Origin of the sequence: Parasedimentitalea huanghaiensis (assembly GCF_009753675.1) — a bacterium.
Lineage (GTDB): Bacteria > Pseudomonadota > Alphaproteobacteria > Rhodobacterales > Rhodobacteraceae > Parasedimentitalea > Parasedimentitalea huanghaiensis.
In genome coordinates this window covers 22372-42064 of the sequence record NZ_WQLV01000019.1, presented here as the reverse complement: position 1 = coordinate 42064, position 19693 = coordinate 22372, and the positions used below count along the sequence as shown (strand labels likewise).

Annotated in this window: 20 protein-coding genes; 9 read left to right on the top strand and 11 right to left on the bottom strand. The window is 54.2% G+C overall.

Going from position 1 to position 19693, the window contains the following annotated elements:
- Positions 1–14: 14 nt before the first annotated feature.
- The 4 genes from GO984_RS21235 (at position 15) to GO984_RS21220 (ending at position 3761) form a co-directional block, all read left to right on the top strand.
- A complete protein-coding gene (locus GO984_RS21235) occupies positions 15–1097 on the top strand; it encodes an ABC transporter permease (RefSeq protein ID WP_157024559.1) in 1083 nt (360 codons plus the stop codon).
- A gap of 1 nt (position 1098) precedes the next feature.
- A complete protein-coding gene (locus tag GO984_RS21230; RefSeq protein ID WP_157024558.1) occupies positions 1099–2019 on the top strand; it encodes an ABC transporter permease in 921 nt (306 codons plus the stop codon).
- A 95-nt stretch (positions 2020–2114) separates the two neighbouring features.
- A complete protein-coding gene (locus tag GO984_RS21225) occupies positions 2115–3188 on the top strand; it encodes a BMP family ABC transporter substrate-binding protein (RefSeq protein ID WP_157024557.1) in 1074 nt (357 codons plus the stop codon).
- Between the two features lie 123 nt (positions 3189–3311).
- Positions 3312–3761 carry a DUF4279 domain-containing protein gene (locus GO984_RS21220; protein ID WP_157024556.1) on the top strand — a complete coding sequence of 150 codons (450 nt, stop codon included), beginning with the start codon at positions 3312–3314 and terminating at the stop codon, positions 3759–3761.
- Between the two features lie 285 nt (positions 3762–4046).
- Here the strand turns inward: GO984_RS21220 and GO984_RS21215 are convergent, their stop codons facing one another.
- Both GO984_RS21215 and GO984_RS21210 read right to left on the bottom strand, forming a co-directional pair.
- Positions 4047–4490, bottom strand: coding sequence for a CBS domain-containing protein (locus GO984_RS21215; protein WP_157024555.1), 444 nt, complete (start codon positions 4488–4490; stop codon positions 4047–4049).
- A gap of 352 nt (positions 4491–4842) precedes the next feature.
- Positions 4843–5448 (bottom strand): CDP-alcohol phosphatidyltransferase family protein, encoded by a 606-nt coding sequence (locus GO984_RS21210; protein WP_157024554.1) that lies wholly within the window; start codon positions 5446–5448, stop codon positions 4843–4845.
- Positions 5449–5730: 282 nt separating this feature from the next.
- Between GO984_RS21210 and GO984_RS21205 the strand changes: the two genes are divergently transcribed.
- Positions 5731–7134 carry an MATE family efflux transporter gene (locus GO984_RS21205; protein ID WP_157024553.1) on the top strand — a complete coding sequence of 468 codons (1404 nt, stop codon included), beginning with the start codon at positions 5731–5733 and terminating at the stop codon, positions 7132–7134.
- A gap of 53 nt (positions 7135–7187) precedes the next feature.
- Here GO984_RS21205 and GO984_RS21200 read toward each other — a convergent pair whose 3' ends face one another.
- Positions 7188–8423: an HlyD family secretion protein gene (locus GO984_RS21200; protein ID WP_157024552.1), complete on the bottom strand. Its 1236-nt coding sequence runs from the start codon at positions 8421–8423 to the stop codon at positions 7188–7190.
- The gene (locus GO984_RS21195; protein ID WP_209279454.1) at positions 8416–8865 is read right to left on the bottom strand and encodes a hypothetical protein; all 450 of its coding nucleotides are present in this window, start codon (positions 8863–8865) and stop codon (positions 8416–8418) included. The genes GO984_RS21200 and GO984_RS21195 overlap by 8 nt, the downstream gene beginning before the upstream one ends.
- A gap of 203 nt (positions 8866–9068) precedes the next feature.
- On the opposite strand from GO984_RS21195, the gene GO984_RS21190 reads away from it, so the two are divergent.
- From GO984_RS21190 to GO984_RS21180, 3 genes are all read left to right on the top strand, one after another.
- Complete coding sequence (locus GO984_RS21190; RefSeq protein WP_157024551.1) at positions 9069–10145, top strand: NAD(P)/FAD-dependent oxidoreductase; 1077 nt, start codon at positions 9069–9071, stop codon at positions 10143–10145.
- Positions 10145–10795 carry a DUF938 domain-containing protein gene (locus GO984_RS21185; protein WP_157024550.1) on the top strand — a complete coding sequence of 217 codons (651 nt, stop codon included), beginning with the start codon at positions 10145–10147 and terminating at the stop codon, positions 10793–10795. The genes GO984_RS21190 and GO984_RS21185 overlap by 1 nt, the downstream gene beginning before the upstream one ends.
- Before the next feature lie 113 nt (positions 10796–10908).
- The gene (locus GO984_RS21180; protein WP_157024549.1) at positions 10909–11244 is read left to right on the top strand and encodes a carboxymuconolactone decarboxylase family protein; all 336 of its coding nucleotides are present in this window, start codon (positions 10909–10911) and stop codon (positions 11242–11244) included.
- Between the two features lie 81 nt (positions 11245–11325).
- On the opposite strand, the gene GO984_RS21175 is transcribed toward GO984_RS21180, so the two are convergent.
- The 3 genes from GO984_RS21175 to GO984_RS21165 are packed head-to-tail and all read right to left on the bottom strand — an operon-like array spanning position 11326 to position 13405.
- Positions 11326–11952 carry a class I SAM-dependent methyltransferase gene (locus GO984_RS21175; protein ID WP_157024548.1) on the bottom strand — a complete coding sequence of 209 codons (627 nt, stop codon included), beginning with the start codon at positions 11950–11952 and terminating at the stop codon, positions 11326–11328.
- 10 nt (positions 11953–11962) lie between these two features.
- Complete coding sequence (pssA, locus tag GO984_RS21170; RefSeq protein WP_157024547.1) at positions 11963–12709, bottom strand: CDP-diacylglycerol--serine O-phosphatidyltransferase; 747 nt, start codon at positions 12707–12709, stop codon at positions 11963–11965.
- Positions 12710–12712: 3 nt separating this feature from the next.
- Positions 12713–13405: a phosphatidylserine decarboxylase gene (locus GO984_RS21165; RefSeq protein ID WP_157024546.1), complete on the bottom strand. Its 693-nt coding sequence runs from the start codon at positions 13403–13405 to the stop codon at positions 12713–12715.
- A 416-nt stretch (positions 13406–13821) separates the two neighbouring features.
- On the opposite strand from GO984_RS21165, the gene GO984_RS21160 reads away from it, so the two are divergent.
- The gene (locus GO984_RS21160) at positions 13822–14370 is read left to right on the top strand and encodes an HNH endonuclease (RefSeq protein ID WP_245231204.1); all 549 of its coding nucleotides are present in this window, start codon (positions 13822–13824) and stop codon (positions 14368–14370) included.
- 159 nt (positions 14371–14529) lie between these two features.
- Here the strand turns inward: GO984_RS21160 and GO984_RS21155 are convergent, their stop codons facing one another.
- The 4 genes from GO984_RS21155 to GO984_RS21140 form a co-directional block, all read right to left on the bottom strand.
- The gene (locus GO984_RS21155; protein WP_157024544.1) at positions 14530–17028 is read right to left on the bottom strand and encodes a GcvT family protein; all 2499 of its coding nucleotides are present in this window, start codon (positions 17026–17028) and stop codon (positions 14530–14532) included.
- A 231-nt stretch (positions 17029–17259) separates the two neighbouring features.
- Positions 17260–17640, bottom strand: a complete 381-nt coding sequence (locus GO984_RS21150) for a hypothetical protein (protein ID WP_157024543.1) — start codon at positions 17638–17640, stop codon at positions 17260–17262.
- Between the two features lie 115 nt (positions 17641–17755).
- Complete coding sequence (locus GO984_RS21145) at positions 17756–18019, bottom strand: hypothetical protein (RefSeq protein WP_157024542.1); 264 nt, start codon at positions 18017–18019, stop codon at positions 17756–17758.
- Positions 18020–18144: 125 nt separating this feature from the next.
- Positions 18145–19548: an FAD-binding oxidoreductase gene (locus GO984_RS21140; RefSeq protein WP_157024541.1), complete on the bottom strand. Its 1404-nt coding sequence runs from the start codon at positions 19546–19548 to the stop codon at positions 18145–18147.
- Positions 19549–19693: the final 145 nt, after the last annotated feature.

The window sequence follows — 19693 nt, the reverse complement described above, 5'->3', positions numbered from 1 at the left end:
CAAGGGGCAGCACAATGATCAGCCTAGAGAAAAGGCCACAGCCGTCGCGGGCCTGGTCGCTGGCAACCCCGCTGGTGGCGGTGCTGGCAACCATGGTGTTTGGCGGGCTGTTGTTCGCAATGCTGGGTAAGCCTCCGATTGAAGCCATCCGGACCATTTTTTGGGATCCGCTGTTTGGCGAGTTTGCCTTTTACTATCGCCCGCAGCTGCTGGTCAAAGGTGCGCCCTTGGTGCTGATTGCCATCGGTTTGAGCCTGGGCTTCAAGGCAGGCATCTGGAACATCGGGGCTGAGGGGCAATACATCATTGGCGCCATTGTTGGGGCAGCCGTTGGACTGGCCTTCTACCCTTATGAAGCTTGGTACATTTTTCCACTGATGGTGATCAGTGGCGCGCTTGGCGGATGGGCTTGGGCGATGATCCCGGCGGTTTTGAAGGTCCGCTTTGGCACCAACGAAATTCTGGTATCACTGATGCTGGTCTATGTTGCAGAGCAACTACTGGCCTCCGCATCCTTGCGGTTCCTGAAAAACCCCGAAGGATTTGGCTTTCCCGGATCACGCAACCTACAAGACTATCCCAGCGCCTTTAACGCCGATCTGATTGCGGGCTCTGGTATGCACTGGGGGGTGGTGGCAGCGCTGATTGCCGTCATCTTTGCCTACGTTTTGTTGAACCGGCACATGTTGGGATTTCACATACGACTGACGGGTGAAGCCCCCCGTGCGGCGCGGTTTGCCGGGGTCAATCCCTCGCGGTTGATCTTGTTGTGTTTGGGTATGTCCGGCGCATTGGCTGGCTTGGCTGGGCTGTTCGAGGTTTCAGGACCTGCGGGACAAATCAGCATCGACTTTAATGTTGGCTATGGCTTTACCGCAATCATCGTGGCCTTTCTGGGCCGGTTGCATCCCATTGGCATCATGTTGGCAGGCGGACTGATGGCGCTGACCTATATCGGCGGCGATATCGCCCAATCCAATCTGGGCCTGCCGTCAGCTGCTATCCAAGTGTTCCAGGGCATGCTGCTCTTCTTCCTGCTGGCACTAGACCTGCTGACCAATTACCGCATCACTTTGCATAAACCGGAGGTGGCGTAACATGGATCTGAGCGCAATCAATCCCGTCCTGCTGATCGCCTCTCTCATGGTGGCAGCAACCCCTATCCTGTTAGCTGCAATCGGCGAATTAGTGGTGGAAAAAGCCGGCGTGCTGAACCTTGGTGTCGAAGGTATGATGATTATCGGCGCCATTGGCGGCTTTGCCATTACGGTCGAAACAGGCTCACCTTGGCTGGGCTTTATTGCCTCAGCAGCCTGTGGTGCGGTGTTCTCACTTTTGTTTGTCCTGCTGACCCAAGTGGCACAAGCCAATCAGGTGGCCAGTGGGCTGGCCCTGACGTTGTTCGGCCTTGGTCTCTCAGCACTGCTGGGACAAAGCTATGTTGGTATCAAGCCACCACAAATGGGCAAGCTGGAAATTCCATTCCTCAGCGATCTACCGGTCATTGGGCCGATCCTGTTTGGCCATGACCCAATTCTGTATATTGGCATCGCCTTGACCGCAGGTGTCTGGGCCCTGCTGAAGTACAGCCGTGTCGGGCTGGTGCTGCGCGCCGTTGGTGAAAACCACGATGCGGCCCATGCCCTGGGATACAAGGTCGTACGCATCCGCATTCTGGCCATCATGTTCGGCGGCGCCTGTGCTGGCTTGGGTGGCGCCTATATCAGCCTGATCCGGGTACCACAGTGGACCGAAGGCATGACAGCCGGTGTAGGCTGGATTGCCCTGGCGTTGGTGGTGTTCTCCAGCTGGAAACCCTGGCGTGCCTTGTTGGGTGCCTATCTTTTTGGCGGCATCACCGTTGTACAGCTTAATCTGCAGGCCGCAGGCGTTGCCATCCCTGTCGAATATCTGGCAATGTCGCCCTATGTGATTACAATCATTGTGCTTGTCATCCTTTCCGCCGACAAGAGCAGCGCGCCCGCTGCCCTGGGCCGCAATTTCCACGCCTCCCGTTAAGAGGCCGCAATTTTCACGCTCCCCGGCAAACCGGGGGGCGTTCTAACCTGCCCCAATATTTTGGGGCCAATGACAATCAACCTGGGAGACTTTTGATGAAACTGACAACCCTTCTAACCAGTGCCGCGATGGCGCTGGGTCTGGCGACAACAGCCATGGCCGCAGACAAAACCAAGGTAGGCTTTGTTTATGTAGGTCCCGTCGGCGACGGCGGCTGGACATACGAGCACGACCAGGGCCGCAAGGCCGTTGTAGAAGCCTTTGGTGACAAGGTCGAAACTGTTTATGTTGAAAACGTAGCTGAAGGCCCCGACTCAGAGCGTGTGATGACCCAGATGGCGCTGGAAGGCGCTGACCTGATCTTCACCACCTCTTTTGGCTACATGGATCCAACCATCAACGTTGCGAAGAAATTCCCCAACGTTCGGTTCGAGCACGCAACCGGTTATAAAACCGCGCCAAACGTGTCGACTTACTCAGCCCGCTTCTATGAAGGCCGTGCTGTGCAAGGCACCATCGCGGGCCACATGACCGAGAGCAACATCGTTGGCTACATCGGGTCCTTCCCGATCCCCGAAGTTGTCCGTGGCATCAACTCGGCCTACATCCACGCCAAAAAGGTTAACCCTGATGTTCAGTTCAAGATCGTTTGGGCCTTCACATGGTTCGACCCAGCCAAAGAAGCAGACGCTGCCAAGGTTCTGATCGAACAGGGTGCTGACGTGATCCTGCAGCACACTGATTCAACGGCGCCTCAGGCTGCGGCCCAGACAGCTGGTAACGTGATCACCTTTGGTCAGGCTTCGGACATGTCAGAGTACGGTCCTAAACCACGCGTTTCCTCAATCATCGACAACTGGGGCCCCTACTATGTTGCCCGTACACAGGCTGTCATGGATGGCACATGGGAATCTGTGATGACTTGGGACGGCATCGGCGCTGGCATGGTTGGCATCGGCGACATCTCGGACGCAGTTCCAGCTGAGGTAAAAGCCGAAGCGATTGCTCTGCAGGCGTCACTGGCTGATGGTTCTTACCATGCCTTTACAGGTCCAATCAGCAAGCAGGACGGCTCTGCCTGGTTGGCAGACGGCGAGACAGCTGACGACGGCACACTGGCTGGCATGAACTTCTTCGTTGAAGGCATCGAAGGCGAAATCCCGCAGTAAGCGGATCGCTTGTGAGATACCGAAAGGCCCGTCATTTTGGCGGGCCTTTCTGCTTGTTGGGTCTGGTTATCTAGATCTACGTAGAGCAGTCTCGCAATAGCTGTAGGTGAAAGTGGGAATTAGATGGTCACGATATGCGAAACTGCTGCGTCTTTACGTGTCATGGGGGATACGCTCGATCCCGATGAAGTAACAAGAATGCTAGCCGGTGACCCAGACATTACCCGTTGTAAGGGCGTTACGTTCCAAACCCCCAAAGGGAAGCAGGTGACTTCCCGAACTGGTATTTGGAGGAAAACAGCGGAACGTAAATGCCCCGGTGATCTCGACATTCAAGTAGTCGAAATCTTAGAGCAACTGACCGATGATCTAGATATGTGGGCACATCTATCCCAGCACTACGATGTTGAATTCTTCTGTGGGCTGATCATGAAAGAGAGCAACGAAGGCTTGCGACTTAGATCTGAAACTATCGAGATGCTTGCAGCTCACCAGATCTCGTTGGATTTTGACATCTACTCTACTGAACCCGTTAAAAACGACGAGCTCCAAGCCAAATTTAACCGAGAATGACCTTTTCGACAAACCTGCAGCACCAGCGCCAGACCTTGGGAAGGTATGGAGGTTCTTCCCGGGGGAAGCTCAGGCGATGGCAGTGATGCTGCGCGCCCCTTGCCCCGCAAACAAGAGCCCTATCGCCTTCCAACAATAAATGCTTTGCTCTGTGGAAGTAACACCGCCAATTCAGAGTATTTGATTGCTAGCCATCGAACTATATTGCTCAACGGCCTATTGTTAGCGGTAGAGATGCTATCCTATGCCAAACAGCCCTTTTCGAACGACCTTGCAGCTGCTCTTCTAAAACAACCGAGCTGGCGCACTGGCCTTGGCGGTATTTCCGCGCAGCCGGTCGAATATGGAATTGCTTGGAGGGTTGAAGTCGCGAATAGAAACGATCCCCAAAACCTTTCCCTCGTCGCAGATCGGTAAATGTCGGAACTTGCCTTTGATCATTATCTGGTATGCTTCGATCGGTTTTGCATCCGGCGAAAGCCACTGTGGATTGGGGGTCATCACCTGCTTGACCAGTGTTGTCGCCGATGGGCGGTACACGATAACGCTGCGTTGGATGACATCTCGCTCACTAAATATCCCAACAAGCGTTCCGTTGTCGTCTACGACTGGAAGGGCGCCGACATTCACGGAGGTCATGATGATACAGGCGGTTCGCACTGTATCATTGGGGGATGTACTATGCACCTGTTGACCGGCGATCATATCACTTAGCGTTGAAGCCTTCATTGGGTACCGCCTATATTATTTGTTCAGCTCTGAACGCCAGAATAGCACGGAAAATGGCCTCTGAGTTGATGAAGAAAATACTGTTTTAGGCAAATCCGATGCAGCTATCATTTGGGAGGGAACCCTTCTTGTTTTTAATGGGGTTCTTGAATGGAAATCCGCTAAATTTTCGATATTATGAAGATCTGATGCCAACCATTCCACTTTGAGCGTGCCAAATTGACTTCGCTTCAACCGTTTCTTGGACGTGATCTACAACTACAGTTCTAGACCATTGCAGACCCTACGCGCGCGATTTTAGTTTCAATCAGTGTGACTTTACAGGAGCATTCTCAAACCTGACACTAAAACTCTAGCTAAACACCCGCCATGCCAGCCAAACCCGTGCAGCTGCGGTAACAAGACACAACGTGCCAAACACCCAGGCCAATGGTGCAAAAGCAACCGGCCAAAGGCACAGCAATACAAAGAACCCTATGGTTTCAGCCCCTTCCAGCAGTCCTCCCACATAATACAGCGTTTTTACTCCCTGTGCTTGTGTGGTCATCTTGCGCTTCTCAGCCAGTATCGCGTAGCCCAGAAAACTGGTGCCGCTGACATAGAAACTGGCCAGCAGGAATGCCCCAGCAACACCATTGGATGCGGGATCTGCCAGTACAAATCCCAGAGGAACAGCTCCGTAAACGGCAAAGTCGCAGGAGATATCCAGCAAGCCGCCAAAGTCGCTGGGCTGACTGGCCCGTGCCACCGCACCGTCCAACCCGTCTGCCAGACGCGACAACAACAGAGGCAGCAATGCCCAACCCGGTGCACCCAAAGCAATCAGGAGTGCCGCGGTCAGGCCCAGCGTCAACCCCAGCAAAGTGACCTGATTGGCACTGATCCCAAAGCGGGCCAGTTTGCGACCCTGTGCATTCAGCAGCGGGTCGATGAAGGGGCGAATACGAGCGTCTAACATGCCCCCTATTATCGCCTGCCACGCCCCAGTCACCAGTCACAATATGCGGAGCCTGTAATGTGATCCTTTGACAACAGGGCAAGACCAAGACTGAAACTCGCAATCTTGACAGGCATTCTCCAATCCCGCATCACAGGCGCACAGGGTTTGAGCCCCTGCCGTTCGCGGGATTTTCCTTGGTGAAGCCTCAAGCAGAGATATCTGACTTCCGTTTTTTTGCGGTTTGTTGGTAATGCGAGCCCCAGCCTGAAATCCGCATCCGAACACAAAACGAGGTTTTTGATGTCTAATACTGAACGCCCTGCGCATGGCGCGGGACAGGTCGCCGACACCCGGCACCCTGATAATATCTATTTGTCTGGCCCAATCATGCCGCTCTTCCTTAAAACGGCGTTGCCTATTGTACTGGTGATGCTGGTGAACGGTTTGTTCACCGTTGTTGACGCCTATTTTCTGGGCATCTACGTCGGCACCGATGCTGTTGTGGCCGTCACACTCATGTTCCCGCTCTATATGATGCTGATTGCACTTTCGACATTGGTTTCAAACGGTTTTTCATCGGTCTATGCGCGACAGACAGGTGCTGGCAATATCACCACGGCGCAAGCAGTATTTACCAGCGCCATACAACTTTCAATGCTGGTTTGTGCGATCCTTATCATTGGCTTTGCACTGTTCGGCGGGCAGTTGTCGATCTGGGTGGCAAACGGATCTGAAGTACTGGCGGATTTGGGATGGGGTTATATGGCAATCCTGATTTTCTGCTCACCACTGGTGTTTGTGCTGGCCATCAACATCGACGCGCTCCGCGCCGAAGGTCTGTTGCCTGCTATGACCTTTATCACCCTGCTGTCGGCTATCCTGAACATCGTGTTTGACTGGCTGTTTGTGGTCCAAATCCAATGGGGGGTGAATGGGTCGGCCTATGGTACAGTCTTGTCACAGATCTGCGCCATGGCGGCAATTATTCTGTATCGGCATCGTTCAAACAGCGGTCAGACCAGTTTTACATTCACGCCGATCGCCCAGTACTGGCGTGAATTGCTAGCCTTAGGCGCGCCTTCCAGCCTTGGCTACATCGGGCTGTCACTTTCAGCAGGCGTCACCCTGTTTGGTCTTCAGGTTTGGGCTGGAGATCACTTTGAACCTACCAGTGGGGCCTTTGGTATCATGACGCGCTTGATGACTTTTACCTTCTTGCCTTTGCTTGGACTCAGTCTGGCCTTCCAAACCATCGTCGGCAACAACTATGGTGCCAGACAGACCGAGCGTGCGCATAAAGCAACGTTTATTTCTGTGACCGTTGCCTTTGGATATTGCGCATTGGTGCAGTTTGCCTTTGTCCTTACCGCTCCTTGGTTGGGCGGCGTGTTCATCAATGATATGCTTATTCAGCAAGAGCTGGCACGCATTCTGCCCATTGGGACCCTGACCCTGTTCCTGTTTGGGCCTCTGATGATGATAGCCGGATATTTTCAGGCCGTGGGTGATGCTGCGCGCGCTGCAATTCTGGGACTGTCGCGCACCTATCTATTTGCAATCCCACTTACCTTTGCCTTGCCCTTTGTCATTGGCGAGCCCGGCATCTGGTACGCTGGCGTTGTGGCCGAGATAATGGTGCTTGCAGTAACAGTAGTTGTTCTGTTGCAATTGCGTTCCACACCTCAGACCAGCCCAACCACCTAAAACAAAACAGGCCCGGAGCAATTCCGGGCCTGCTTCAGTCTATTTCAGAAAAATCAGTGTCCCGAGAACACCAGTGTCTGCACCGGCAGCATCAGCATTTGGATCCTCAGTAACAAGGCATGCACAATGCCAACCGTATCGACCATATGCAGGAACAGCCACTCACCTGTGCCCAGATCTGGGTTATCCAACAGGTCGTGGTTGTTTGTATAGGCATTGGCCAGACAAGTACTGCCCGGTGGGATATCATCAGCCTGCCCTTCGTAGACGGGTTCCAAGAACACTGTAAGCGTGCCCGGGCGGCCATTATCCTGGACATCGCGCAGAACATCCGAAGGCCGCATCTGACCTGCGGAAATCACATCCTGTATCCCGACAACAACCATTGGAATGATAGTGAACGGCTTGGACAAACAGCCCATCTCTGCGTACATTCCCGGTTTGATCACATTCGCGGTCAATTGCCCAAACCCGGCTGCAAAACGCTCCCGATCTACAAATTCGGTTGGCACCAGAATACCTGCAGGACGCAAGATCGGATTGATGTAATCGCCCTCTTGCAGCTCGAACTGTTCAACACGACCCGGAACGCTGGCTTTGACAACAGTTTTAGCCAGCTCTGCCTCGGCCTGTTTCAGCGCTGCCTCGGCGCTTGCCATCTGCGCAGGGATCAGAACCGATATTTTTTCCTCAACCGATGATTTATTCGCTTCGGCAGCGTCCAGTTCTGCTTCGCGTTTGTTAACCAGGTTTTCCAGTCTCTCAATCTCAGTTTCGCGAACAGCACTAGAGCCGCGCTCACGCAGGGTCAGATTCCGCTCAAGATCGTCTCGAGCCTGCTGCAGGGCCGCCTTTACCTGTCCAACACCTGCATCTGCTGCCGCCAGATCGGTGGCAGCAACCGAAAGAGATGCAACCGTTTCGTTCACCTTTGCCTCGGCAGTGGCAACAGCTGCGGCTTGGCTGGCATCGTCGAGGCGAAAAATTACGTCGCCCGCCTCTACTAGCGCATTATTGTCTTGTAGCACTTCAATCACCCGACCACTGGTCTCAGGCAGAATAGTTACCGTACGAAAAAACGACCCAACTTTGGTGGTTGCCGGGTGGTAGTAGAAAATCGTGGTGATCAAAGAGATTGTCAGGATCGCACAGGCGGTAATTCCCCAACGCAATTCATACCAAACCGAAAACAGGTTTATCTCTTCGCCAATCCGCTTGCCCTGTGCGTAACGTCGAAAAAGGAAGTCTGGGAGAACGGTCAGCATGGAACAAAAAAGTAGCTCAAGCATTGGTCTCTCCTTCAGTTTGCCCAACCGTGGCCTCGGCTGTCTCTTGGGTTTCAGCAGGTTGTTGGGGCTGAGGTTGAGCTGGAGCCTGATCACGTTGTTTCAGATAATCGAGTGAACTGGCTATTGATTGTAACGGCGTAAGAAAATCTGGCATTCGGAAAGCCGCCACTAGCAACGCGATCACCCAGAAAATGTTGTTGTGTGTAAACAGTGCCAGCAGGGCCAGAATACCAATCACCTGCATTTGCGTGTGATTATCCTCGTGCGCCATATGCTCGGGGATCGCGTGCAGCTTGAAATAGAATGACCCAATCAAGAGCACGAGCAAGATGGTAAAGACCACCATCCCGGTGAACAGTGGATCGCTGCCATCGGCGCCTGGCAGATAGCCCGGAATATGTCCTGTCGCCATGGCGTGGGTATTAGCAGTGGATGTGGACACGGCTTTTCCTCCAGAAAATTTAAATGATTAACTATCTCTTTGGCCCATACTGACACTGGAAGAGATTGAAAACCAAGTTATAATTGCACGGCTCAGGCGACCTCTTTTCTGCTTTCCCCCGGTATTGTGACCATGCAATGGTCTGCAACCAACGCCCTCACTACCGCGACGGCAATCCAAAAGCTGAAACACAGGACCATGTAATGGCTGATTTTATCGTTATTGGCGGCGGCATCGCAGGTGTCAGCGCCGCCGCTCAGCTGTCTGAACTTGGCTCTGTTACCGTTTTGGAAATGGAAAACGCGCTTGGCTACCATGCTTCTGGTCGTTCGGCAGCATTGTTTGAGCCGAACTATGGAAATACATCAACCGTTGCGCTGAGCCGCGCCAGTGCGGACCACTTTTACCACGCAAATGGTGGCTATCTGACCCCGCGAGGCTTGATGCTACTGGCCACTGCGGATCAGACGAAACAATTTGCCACCGATCTGAAAGAATTGGACTTACAGGAAATCAGCCTTGACGACGCGATCAACCGCGTGCCGATCCTAAACCGCAAAACAGTCACTGCTGCTGCTTTTCATGATATAGCGTTGGACATCGACACCGATCGGTTGATCCACGATTTTGCGCGGATGATACGGGCGAACGGAGGAACGACGCAGACCAAAACCGTCGTGACATCTATCACCTCAACAGATGACGGCTGGCAGGTTTCCGCGGGTGAAAAGATCTATAAGGCCAAGGTTCTGATTAACGCAGCGGGAGCCTGGGTTGATCAAATTGCCGACCTGGCCGGGGTTTCCCCAATTGGCATTCAACCTCTTCGCCGTTCAATGGCGCTGCTGCCCGCCCCCGATGGGCATGACGTATCCTCATGGCCAATGATGTTAGGCGCCGGTGAGGAGTGGTACGCTAAACCTGAGGCGGGCAAGCTATTGGTTTCCCCTGCAGATACTGATCTAATGAAGCCACATGACGCCTTTGCTGATGATATGGTCTTGGCAGAAGGTTTAGCGCGCTATGAGGAAATGGTTGTCACACCGGTGACGCGAGTGGAAAGCAACTGGGCCGGGCTGCGTAGCTTTTCACCTGACAAGGCGCTCGTGCTGGGTCCTGATCCAACTGTCTCCAACTTTTTCTGGTGCGCCGCACAAGGGGGGTTTGGCTTCCAAACCGCCCCAGCCGCCGGTCGATTGCTGGCTGATTTGGTTGCTGGACGAAAACCAGAGCTGGACACAGGTATCCTGGCACAACTTTCTCCTGAAAGGTTTCATTGATGGTCGTTCGTTCTGTTCCCGGCTCAGCTTCGGTTGCCACTCCACACAACGGAGGCAAACTGTTCGCACCCTCTGCCGCCCGCAATCTGCAACCCCTGTGTGACCTGCTGACGGAGGTCGCAGCAAAGCAAGGCCGGGCACTCGAAATCGCCAGTGGTACAGGCCAGCATGTGGTGGGCTATGCCGCCTGTCTGCCAGGCCTTAGTTGGCAGCCCACCGAAGTTGAGGCGGCCCGCCGTGCAAGCATTGATGCCCATGTCGCTGAAACGACGCTCACCAATGTACTGCCTGCTCTTGAGTTGGATGCCACTGTGCCCGGTTGGGGCACTGATTTGGCCGACCAGAATTTGATTATGCTGAGCAACCTGTTGCATTTGATCAGCGAGATCGAAGCGCGCATTTTAATTTCTGAGGCAGCCAAAGCCCTGGCCGCTGGCGGCCGACTGGTGATCTACGGCCCCTTTCTGCGCAGTGACGAACTGACCAACGACAACGATGCCGCCTTTCACGCCTCGTTGATCGCGCATGATCCGGCAACTGGGTACAAGGATGATTTTGACACCATGGATTGGCTGCAAGAGGCAGGCCTGGAAATGGTCGAGGTGATCGAGATGCCAGCCAATAATCTGGCCCTGATTGCGCAGAAATAGCATCTACTCCTTGGCCATCTCTGATAAATCCAAAGACTGACCTAGATCAAAGTTCTGTGCGGCCTCCTTCATTACATATTCTGTAAATCAGATGTGTAATGAAGGAAAACACCATGAGCTGTCGCGATAAACTAAGTGACACCCGCAAAGGGCTACGCAACTTGAACAGCGCCATACCCGAAGCCGCGCAGGCCTTCGGCGGGTTAAGCAAAGCGGTAAAACAGGGCGGGGTTTTGGACTTCAAAACCAAAGAGTTTATCGCCCTTGGCATCGCTATCGCCGGACGCTGCGAAGACTGCATTGGCTTACATGTCGAGGCGCTGGTCAAAGCCGGTGCCACCCGTGCCGAAGTTGCAGATGTATTGGCGATGTCCATCCAAATGGGTGGTGGCCCGGCAATGATGTATGCCGCAAGGGCTATGACCTGCTTCGACGAACTAACAAACTAGAACTGCAGTATGGCTGCTTATCCCACATCCCTACGGGAGTGGTGGTCAAGATATTTCAGGGACTTTTCTCAGGCGGCGTTCTTACGCTGCCTTGGATTTTTCCAGCACAAGAAATGTCATCATGCCCATGGGTGGCAAGGTTTTCTTTTCGACCACAGAGAGGGTTGGCTCACCCAAAACTGTGCTGACTTCAAAGTCAGAATGCCAGCCCAACAGATTGGAGAACGGTGCCGAGATCCGCTCAACGGCAGCCAGAAAGCCCTTATCGCGGGCAAAGTGGTTGGTGATGACGATATGACCTCCAGGTTTGCAAACCCGCGCCATCTCAGCCACCACGCGCTCTGGCTCTGGCACAACTGACACAATGTGCATGGCTGCGACGGTATCAAAATGGTTGTCTGGAAAATCAAGATCCCGCGCATCCATTTGCCGAAGGCTTTCGACATGGCTTAGGTCTTTCTTGCGCACCTTTTTGCGTGCCTTTTCCAACATGTCATCACTGAAATCGATACCGGTGACGTTCAATTTTGGATCATAGAATGGCAGTGCCAGACCGGTTCCCACCCCCACTTCAAGCACCTTGCCCGCGCTGCGTCCGTTGACGTAGGCGACAGAACGACGGCGACCAACATTGGTGATCGCGCCAAACGTCTTGTCATAAACCGGTGCCCACCTCGCATAGGAGGTCTTCACAGCGTTGATGTCCATGGATCTACCTTTATTTGGCCTTGGTCCTGCCCGAGCGGCGCAGCGCCCAGACAATACCGACAATGTAAACAATATTCAGAAGTACAAGCGTCGCCCAGAGATAGGTGAGCAACGCCGCTGCAAGCAACACAGCGCCAAGCACAAAAAACTTGGCCTGATCACGCATAATCGCCATATTTTTGAACGAATAGGTTGGAATATGGCTGATCATCAGTAGGCCAACCAAGACTGTGAACAAAGCCACAACGAGTGGCGGAATCTGCGGAATTTCCGGAAACAAAAATGAAATGAACATCGGTAGCATCACCAGAAATGCACCAGCCGGTGACGGAACACCGACAAAATATGAAGGGTCCGTATCCTCGTCGTCAGATTTGCTGGAAACGTTGAACCGCGCCAGCCGCAGCACACAGCACATTGCGTAGGCAAGTACCGCGATCCAACCTGCACGGCTCATCTCTTGCAAGCCCCAAGCATAAAGGATCAGTGCAGGTGCGACGCCGAAATTCAAAAAATCGGCAAGCGAATCCAGTTCAGCCCCGATTTTTGACTGGGCCTTGAGCAGCCGTGCCAGACGGCCATCAAATCCATCCAGAACACAGGCCAATAAGATCAGGTAGACCGCCCGTTCAAAATCCCCTTCAAAGCCAAACCTAATAGCCGTCAATCCGGCACAGATGGCCGCAAAAGTCAGAAGATTGGGCAAGAGGTGGACAATTGGAACGTCCGTCTTTGGGGTATGTGATCCGTCGGCCATGAGTCAGACTGTCCGCGCTACACGAGCAGTTTCCTCTGACGTGAAATCTGCCAAAACGGTTTCGCCGGCAACCATAGTTTGACCCAAGCTCACCAAGGGCTCGACGCCCTCTGGCAGATACACATCCAGACGGGAGCCGAAGCGGATCAAACCAAAGCGTTCACCCGTCTGCATTTGCTGGCCTTTACTGACAAAACAGACAATACGACGTGCAACCAGCCCTGCAATTTGGACGACAGCGATCTGACGGCCATCTGCCATCTCGATACACAGGCTGTTGCGTTCGTTGTCTACACTGGCCTTATCCATCGAGGCATTCAGGAATTTACCGGGACGATAGGCAATAGCTGCTACTTTACCAGCAATTGGTGTCCGGTTCACGTGGCAGTTAAAGACGCTCATGAACACGCTGACACGGGTAAGTGCCTTGTCTTCCATCCCAAGTTCGGCAGGGGGAACGGCCTTTTCGATCAGCGAAACAATGCCGTCCGCAGGGCTGACCAACAACCCTTCACGGGTCGGAGTGGCACGTTTGGGATCGCGGAAAAAGTAGTAACACCAGACAGTCAGACCAACGCCGATCCAACCCAAGAATTCCGCCAACAGGAACAATACAAATGTGATCGCCGCAAAAATGGCGACGAATTTGCGGCCTTCGGGGTGCATCGGTTTAATAAATGTATCGCGCATCCGCATGGAGCATGTCGCCTTTTGGTAAAGGATAGTCGCTTTTTGCCCGATCTCGTAGAAAGGTACAACACGATTAATCTCATTTTCATTTTGACCGCCTAAGGGACGGGCATTTCTCTTTGTTCGATACCTTTGTCGGACGTTTGGGGGAAGGAAAACTTCACTTAATGTCTACTTGCCCTCTCTCGTCAGGCCTGGCAGCCTCGAAGTGAATTCGATTTGAGAGTTATATGCGACGCAATTGGACAAAGCCCGAGGTACGACTAGCACTTGCGTTGTATCTGAGGCTCGAATTTGGAAAGTTTCACAAAGGTAACAGAGAGGTCAAAGCCCTCGCGGCCGTTGTTGACCGCACCCCCAGTGCCGTCGCACTCAAACTTGGCAATCTGGCAGCGCTAGATGACAGTCTGCCACAAGGCGGAATGAGCAACGCCTCGGCCACTGATCGCATCGTCTGGCAGGAATTCCTACAAACCCCAGAAACAATTATTGATGCATCACTCCCAGTACATCTCAACACCTCAGGTTTTGGATTTGCGGACAACGCTACCGCCTGGAAAAGCCGGACAGGAAATGATGTCTCCGCGCCTACAACAGCTAGGCGTGGGCAGCAGTTCTTTCGGGACATGATATTGACCGGATATCAAAATCGATGTGCTTTGACCGAAGTAAATGATCCCCGCCTTTTGAACGCTAGCCATATTGTTGGTTGGGCTGATGCCCCAAAACTGCGCCTTAACCCCACTAATGGTCTTTGCTTAAATACCTTGCATGATCGAGCATTTGACCGGCATCTAATCACCTTCGATGAAGACTACCAAATGCAAGTGGCATCTGATGTACCTTGGGATGCACGCAAGAGCCTCGAGAAGGTGGATAGTCGCAGACTAACAATGCCAACCAGATTTCTACCGAATCAAACCTTTCTGGAGCAACACCGTCGCCGTTTCTATAACCGGTTGCTGGAATAGTATTGAATTGCGCCGCGCGATGCGCGTCGCCACAGGCCAAGCAGGCCGTGCCTTTGGCGCGGCCTGCTTGGCCCAACGGGAACCTTCAGATTTCATATCTGAATGGTGACGGGCGGGAGACCTGGATTACAGCTCCCTTCCCGTCTCAAAGGACTGTAATCAGCCCGTCACCCGAATAGCCTCGTTTTTCGGATCATAAGGGCTGTCTACCGTCACTTCGGCATCCCATAGCTGGTCCATGATCTTGACCTTCAGCTTGGTACCCGGCACTGCCAGTTCGGGTTTAACGTAACCCATACCGATGCTTTTCTCGAACGCGACCGAATAGCCGCCCGAGGTCAGACGCCCAACGCGCTCGCCTTCTGGCGTATACAGCACTTCTCGGCCCCAAGGGTCGGCATCTGCCGGGCCCTCGATCAGCAAGGTGCAGCATTTGACCCGCACGCCGGTTTCAACCATGGCATCCTTGCCATGAAAGTCTTTGGACAAGTCGATAAACCGCGGCAGGTCGGCCTCGGCTGGGGTGGCATCACGGCCCAACTCGGTGCCAAAGGCGCGATATGACTTCTCGAGACGCAACCAGTTCTGGGCTCGGGCACCGACCAGCTTCATACCGTGTTTTTCACCGGCTTTTTCCAGCAGATCGAATAGGTAGTTCTGCATTTCAATCGGGTGGTGTAACTCCCAGCCCAGCTCGCCGGTATAGGCCACGCGGATCGCGTTGACCGGACACATGCCCAGCTCAATCTGGCGGGCCGACAGCCATGGAAAGCGTTTATTCGACAGGGCTGTGTCTGGATCGGCGTCGACGATGATCTCTTTCAGCACATCACGCGACTTGGGGCCAGCGATGGCAAAGACGCCCCACTGGGTGGTGACATCCTGGATCTCGATGTAGCCAAACTCCTCCATCTTGTCTTCGGCAGACTTGCGCAGGAAGTCGGCGTCGTATTCTGTCCAAGCCCCGGCCGAGACGAGGTAGTAGTTGTTCTCGTCGTTGCGCACGATGGTGTATTCGGTGCGGGTGGTACCAGCCGCCGTTAGCGCATAAGTCAGGTTGATGCGGCCCACCTTGGGCAGCTTGTTGCAGGTGAACCAGTCAAGAAACTGAGTGGCACCTGGCCCCTTGACCACATGCTTGGTGAACGCGGTTGCGTCCACAAGACCAACGCCTTCGCGGATTGCTTTGGCTTCCTCTACCGCGTGTTTCCACCAGCCACCACGACGGAAGCTGCGGGACTCGGCGTCGTTGAACCCAAGCGGAGCGTAATAGTTGGGGCGTTCCCAGCCGTTGACCCAACCAAATTGCGCACCGCGTTCTTTCTGGCGGTCATAGGCTGGAGAAGTACGCAGGCCCCGTGCTGCGGGGCGCTCTTCGTCCGGGTGGTGCAGGATGTAAACGTGCTCGTAGCACTCTTCGTTTTTGCGCGCGGCAAACTCGGTGGTCATCCAGTTGGAGGAGTAGCGTTTCGGGTCGAGCGAGGCCATGTCGATTTCGGCTTCGCCGTCGACCATCATCTGCGCGAGGTAATAGCCGGTGCCGCCAGCAGCAGTGATGCCAAAGCTGAAGCCCTCGGCCAGCCACATGTTACGCAGGCCAGGTGCCGGACCAACCAATGGGTTTCCGTCAGGAGTATAGCAGATCGGGCCGTTGAAATCGTCTTTCAGGCCAGACTCGGCGCAAGACGGCACCCGTTCGGTCATCGCCATGTACTGCTCGGCAATCCGGTCCAGATCGAGCGGGAACAGATCGGCGCGGAAGCTATCTGGCACGCCGTGTTCAAACCGCGCAGGCGCGCCGTGTTCGTAGATACCTAGAATCCAGCCACCACGCTCTTCGCGGGCATAAGACTCAGAGTCGGCATCGCGCACAACAGGGTGTTCCGGGTTGCCCTCTTCGCGCCATTTCACCAACTCGGGATCTTTGTCCATGACGATAAAGGTGTGTTCCACCGGGATCGCGGGCATCTTGATGCCCAGCATCTTGGCGGTGCGTTGGGCGTGGTTGCCGGATGCGGTGACAACGTGTTCGGCAGTGATGACGAACTGTTCGTCGCTTGGCACGAGGTTGCCGCCCTTCTCCACCATCTTGGTGCAGGTGACTTCCCAGTGGGTGCCGTTCCAGTGAAAGGCATCGGCCTGAACCTTGCGCTGGATGTCGACACCGCGTTGACGCGCACCCTTGGCCATCGCCATGGTCACATCGGCGGGGTTAATATAGCCGTCCTCAGCGTGATAGATCGCGCCTTTCAGATCGTCAGTGCGGATCAGTGGCCAACGTTCCTTGATCTGATCAGCAGTCAGCCACTCGTAATCTACCCCACAGGTTTCAGCGGTCGAGGCGTAGAGCTTGAATTCATCCATGCGCTCTTCGGTCTGGGCCATGCGCAGGTTGCCAACTACTGCAAAACCTGCGTTCAAGCCGGTTTCTTCCTCGAGCGATTTGTAGAAATCGACCGAGTATTTGTGGATGTGTGTTGTCGCATAGGACATGTTGAACAGCGGCAGCAGGCCTGCGGCGTGCCAAGTCGAGCCCGAGGTCAGCTCGTCGCGTTCGATCAGCATGACATCGTCCCAGCCTGCTTTGGCCAAGTGATAGGCAATTGATGTGCCTACGGCACCGCCACCGACAACCAGGGCTTTGACTTGAGTTTTCATGGGGCCGCTCTCCGACAAATATGACTCGCTTGGATACGGTTATGCCCAAGCCAAAGGTCTTGGGCCAAATCCAGCCGACGCAAAAACCGGCAAAACCGACCTCTCGCGCCACTCATCGGCATATTTTCCAGGAATGGTTCGGAACTGGAGTCTTTTGTGCAATGGGAAATCATCAGCTTCTGTCAGGCGTTCAGATCAGGACTTTCGTATTTTAGGATCTGTAGCGGAGCCTTAGCAGTTCAAGATAGTCCCGCGCCGGACGCAGCCTGCAGCGCTGGCGCGCGAAGAGGGACCGGCTACCCCCTTGTTGACGCGGACCCCGATTCTGTCTTCGCGCTGGTCTGGGTTGGCCATCACTTGTGGCATTGCTGGGTCGATTGGCTCTTCACCGTTGACCAAAGACCAGTTCGCAGTCATGTCGGCAATGGCAGTCAAATTGATTTTAGGGACACCCTCGATTGACTGGAATCGGTTGCTGAACACTGCAACGTATTGCACCGCACCCATTTGTCCAAAGGGGAGCTGGGCTCGACGTGACTGCTGACCGTAATCAGCGACAAGAACGACGAGACCGCAGGTCGCAGCGAAACAGATATTCTGAGCAATCGCCATCAGGATTCTCCATAAAGGCGCGTTAGTTAAAGGTTAATTTTAATTGCTCATAAAGCTGAGAAATCCGGCAATTTTGCGGCGTGGGCAAGGCATCTTTGATTGGATTCAGTTGGCTCTATTGGCAGTTCAACGACGTGCCGCGGCGGACACAGACGGGTGTCGGCGGCGCATCGCTGCCCTGCCCCCCCTGTTGGACCGCGCTCAAGCCTGAAGCCGTAACCGTTGGAGTGTTATAGCGTGCCTGAACAATGGCACTATAGGCCTTCATGCTCAATTCACCGGGGCCGAGCCCGGCCTGTTGGCTCTGCATGTTGTAATCGACAACCACAACCACCTGCGTGCACACGGCAATGATCCCTAACGATTTACGCAACCCCATCTGCCTGCTCCTACAACAACACCCTGCACAGTCTGGTACAGGGTGAACTGGTGCAAAATTATGGCAGGCTGAAGGAGGCTATTTCGCGCTACCTAAGCGATCAGGGCGCACTACAGACCAGTATTTTAATCGATCAGGATCTTGCCGGGGTTCAAGATATTATCAGGGTCCAACGCCGCCTTGATCGCGGCCATATAGCGAGTGGTCTCTCCCAATTCCACTTTGAGATAAGGGCGTTTACCCTGACCGATACCGTGTTCTCCAGTACAGGTGCCATCCATGGAAATCGCCAATTGATTCAGCCAGGCCACATAGTCATCCGCCCTTGCGCGTTCTTCGGCATTGTCCATATCTATCAATAGCAACGCGTGGAAATTGCCGTCCCCGACATGCCCCACGATAGGTGCAATCAACCCTAAGGCATCTGCCTTTTCCTGAGCCGCGCCGACACATTCCGCCAACCGCGAGATTGGCACACAGACATCTGTCGAGATCCCCTTGGCGCCCGGGCGAATTTGCATACAGGCCCAATACATATCATGACGCGCCTGCCACAGTTTGTTCCGTTCTTCGGTAGAAGTGGTCGTGGCAGTGTCAAAGCCTCCAAACTCCTCGGCAATAGAGCTGAACATCTCGGCCTGTTCAGCGACACCAGCCTCAGAGCCATGGAATTCCATCAGCAACAGCGGTGTTTCAGGCAACTCCAGTTTGGAATAGGCGTTGGCGGCCTTGACACTTAGTTCATCCAGCAACTCAATCCGAGCAACCGGGATACCGTATTGGATGGTCATCATCACCGCACGACAAGCGTCATCAACGGTGCGGAATGAACAGCGGGCAGAACTGATCGCCTCGGGGATGCCTTGCAATTTCAAGGTCAGTTCGGTGATTAGACCCAGGGTCCCTTCGGAGCCTACCATAAGGCGGGTCATATCATACCCTGCCGAAGACTTTTTGGCCCGTTGCGCGGTGCGGATCACGGCCCCATCCGCCATCACTACCTCGAGCGCGATGACATTGTCTTTCATGGTGCCATAGCGCACCGCGTTGGTGCCCGAGGCGCGTGTCGCTGCCATACCGCCCAGCGAGGCATTGGCGCCGGGATCAATGGGGAAGAACAGCCCTTGATCACGCAAGAAGGTATTGAGCTGTTCGCGGGTGACGCCCGGCTGCACCACAACATCCAGATCTTCAGTGTGTACCGCTAAAATTTGGTTCATTTGGGTTGTATCAACCGAAATACCGCCAGCCGGAGCGTTTACGTGCCCCTCGAGCGACGTGCCGGTGCCAAAGGGTATAATGGGCACGCCATACTCAGCGCAACATTTGACAATCTGCGACACTTCGTTGGTATCTGCTGGGAACACCACTGCGTCCGGCATCTGGTTGTTAATCCATGTGGTGGTGTGACCATGCTGCTCGCGAATGGCGTCGCTGGTTTGCAAACGGTCGCCGAACAGCTGCTTCAACACACTGATGGCGGCTTTGATACCGGATTCGTTGCGCGGCAATGAGGTGGCTTGCACCATGATCGGCTCCTATTTCTGTAATGAGGCCATGGTGTCACCTTGGCCTCGCAGGTACAATAGAACCCAGGGTAGTTACCAAGTGCAACCAACTATTAAGTCGTAAGTGTCGTGCCCAGACGATGGGAGCTCCCCGACCGGACACAAC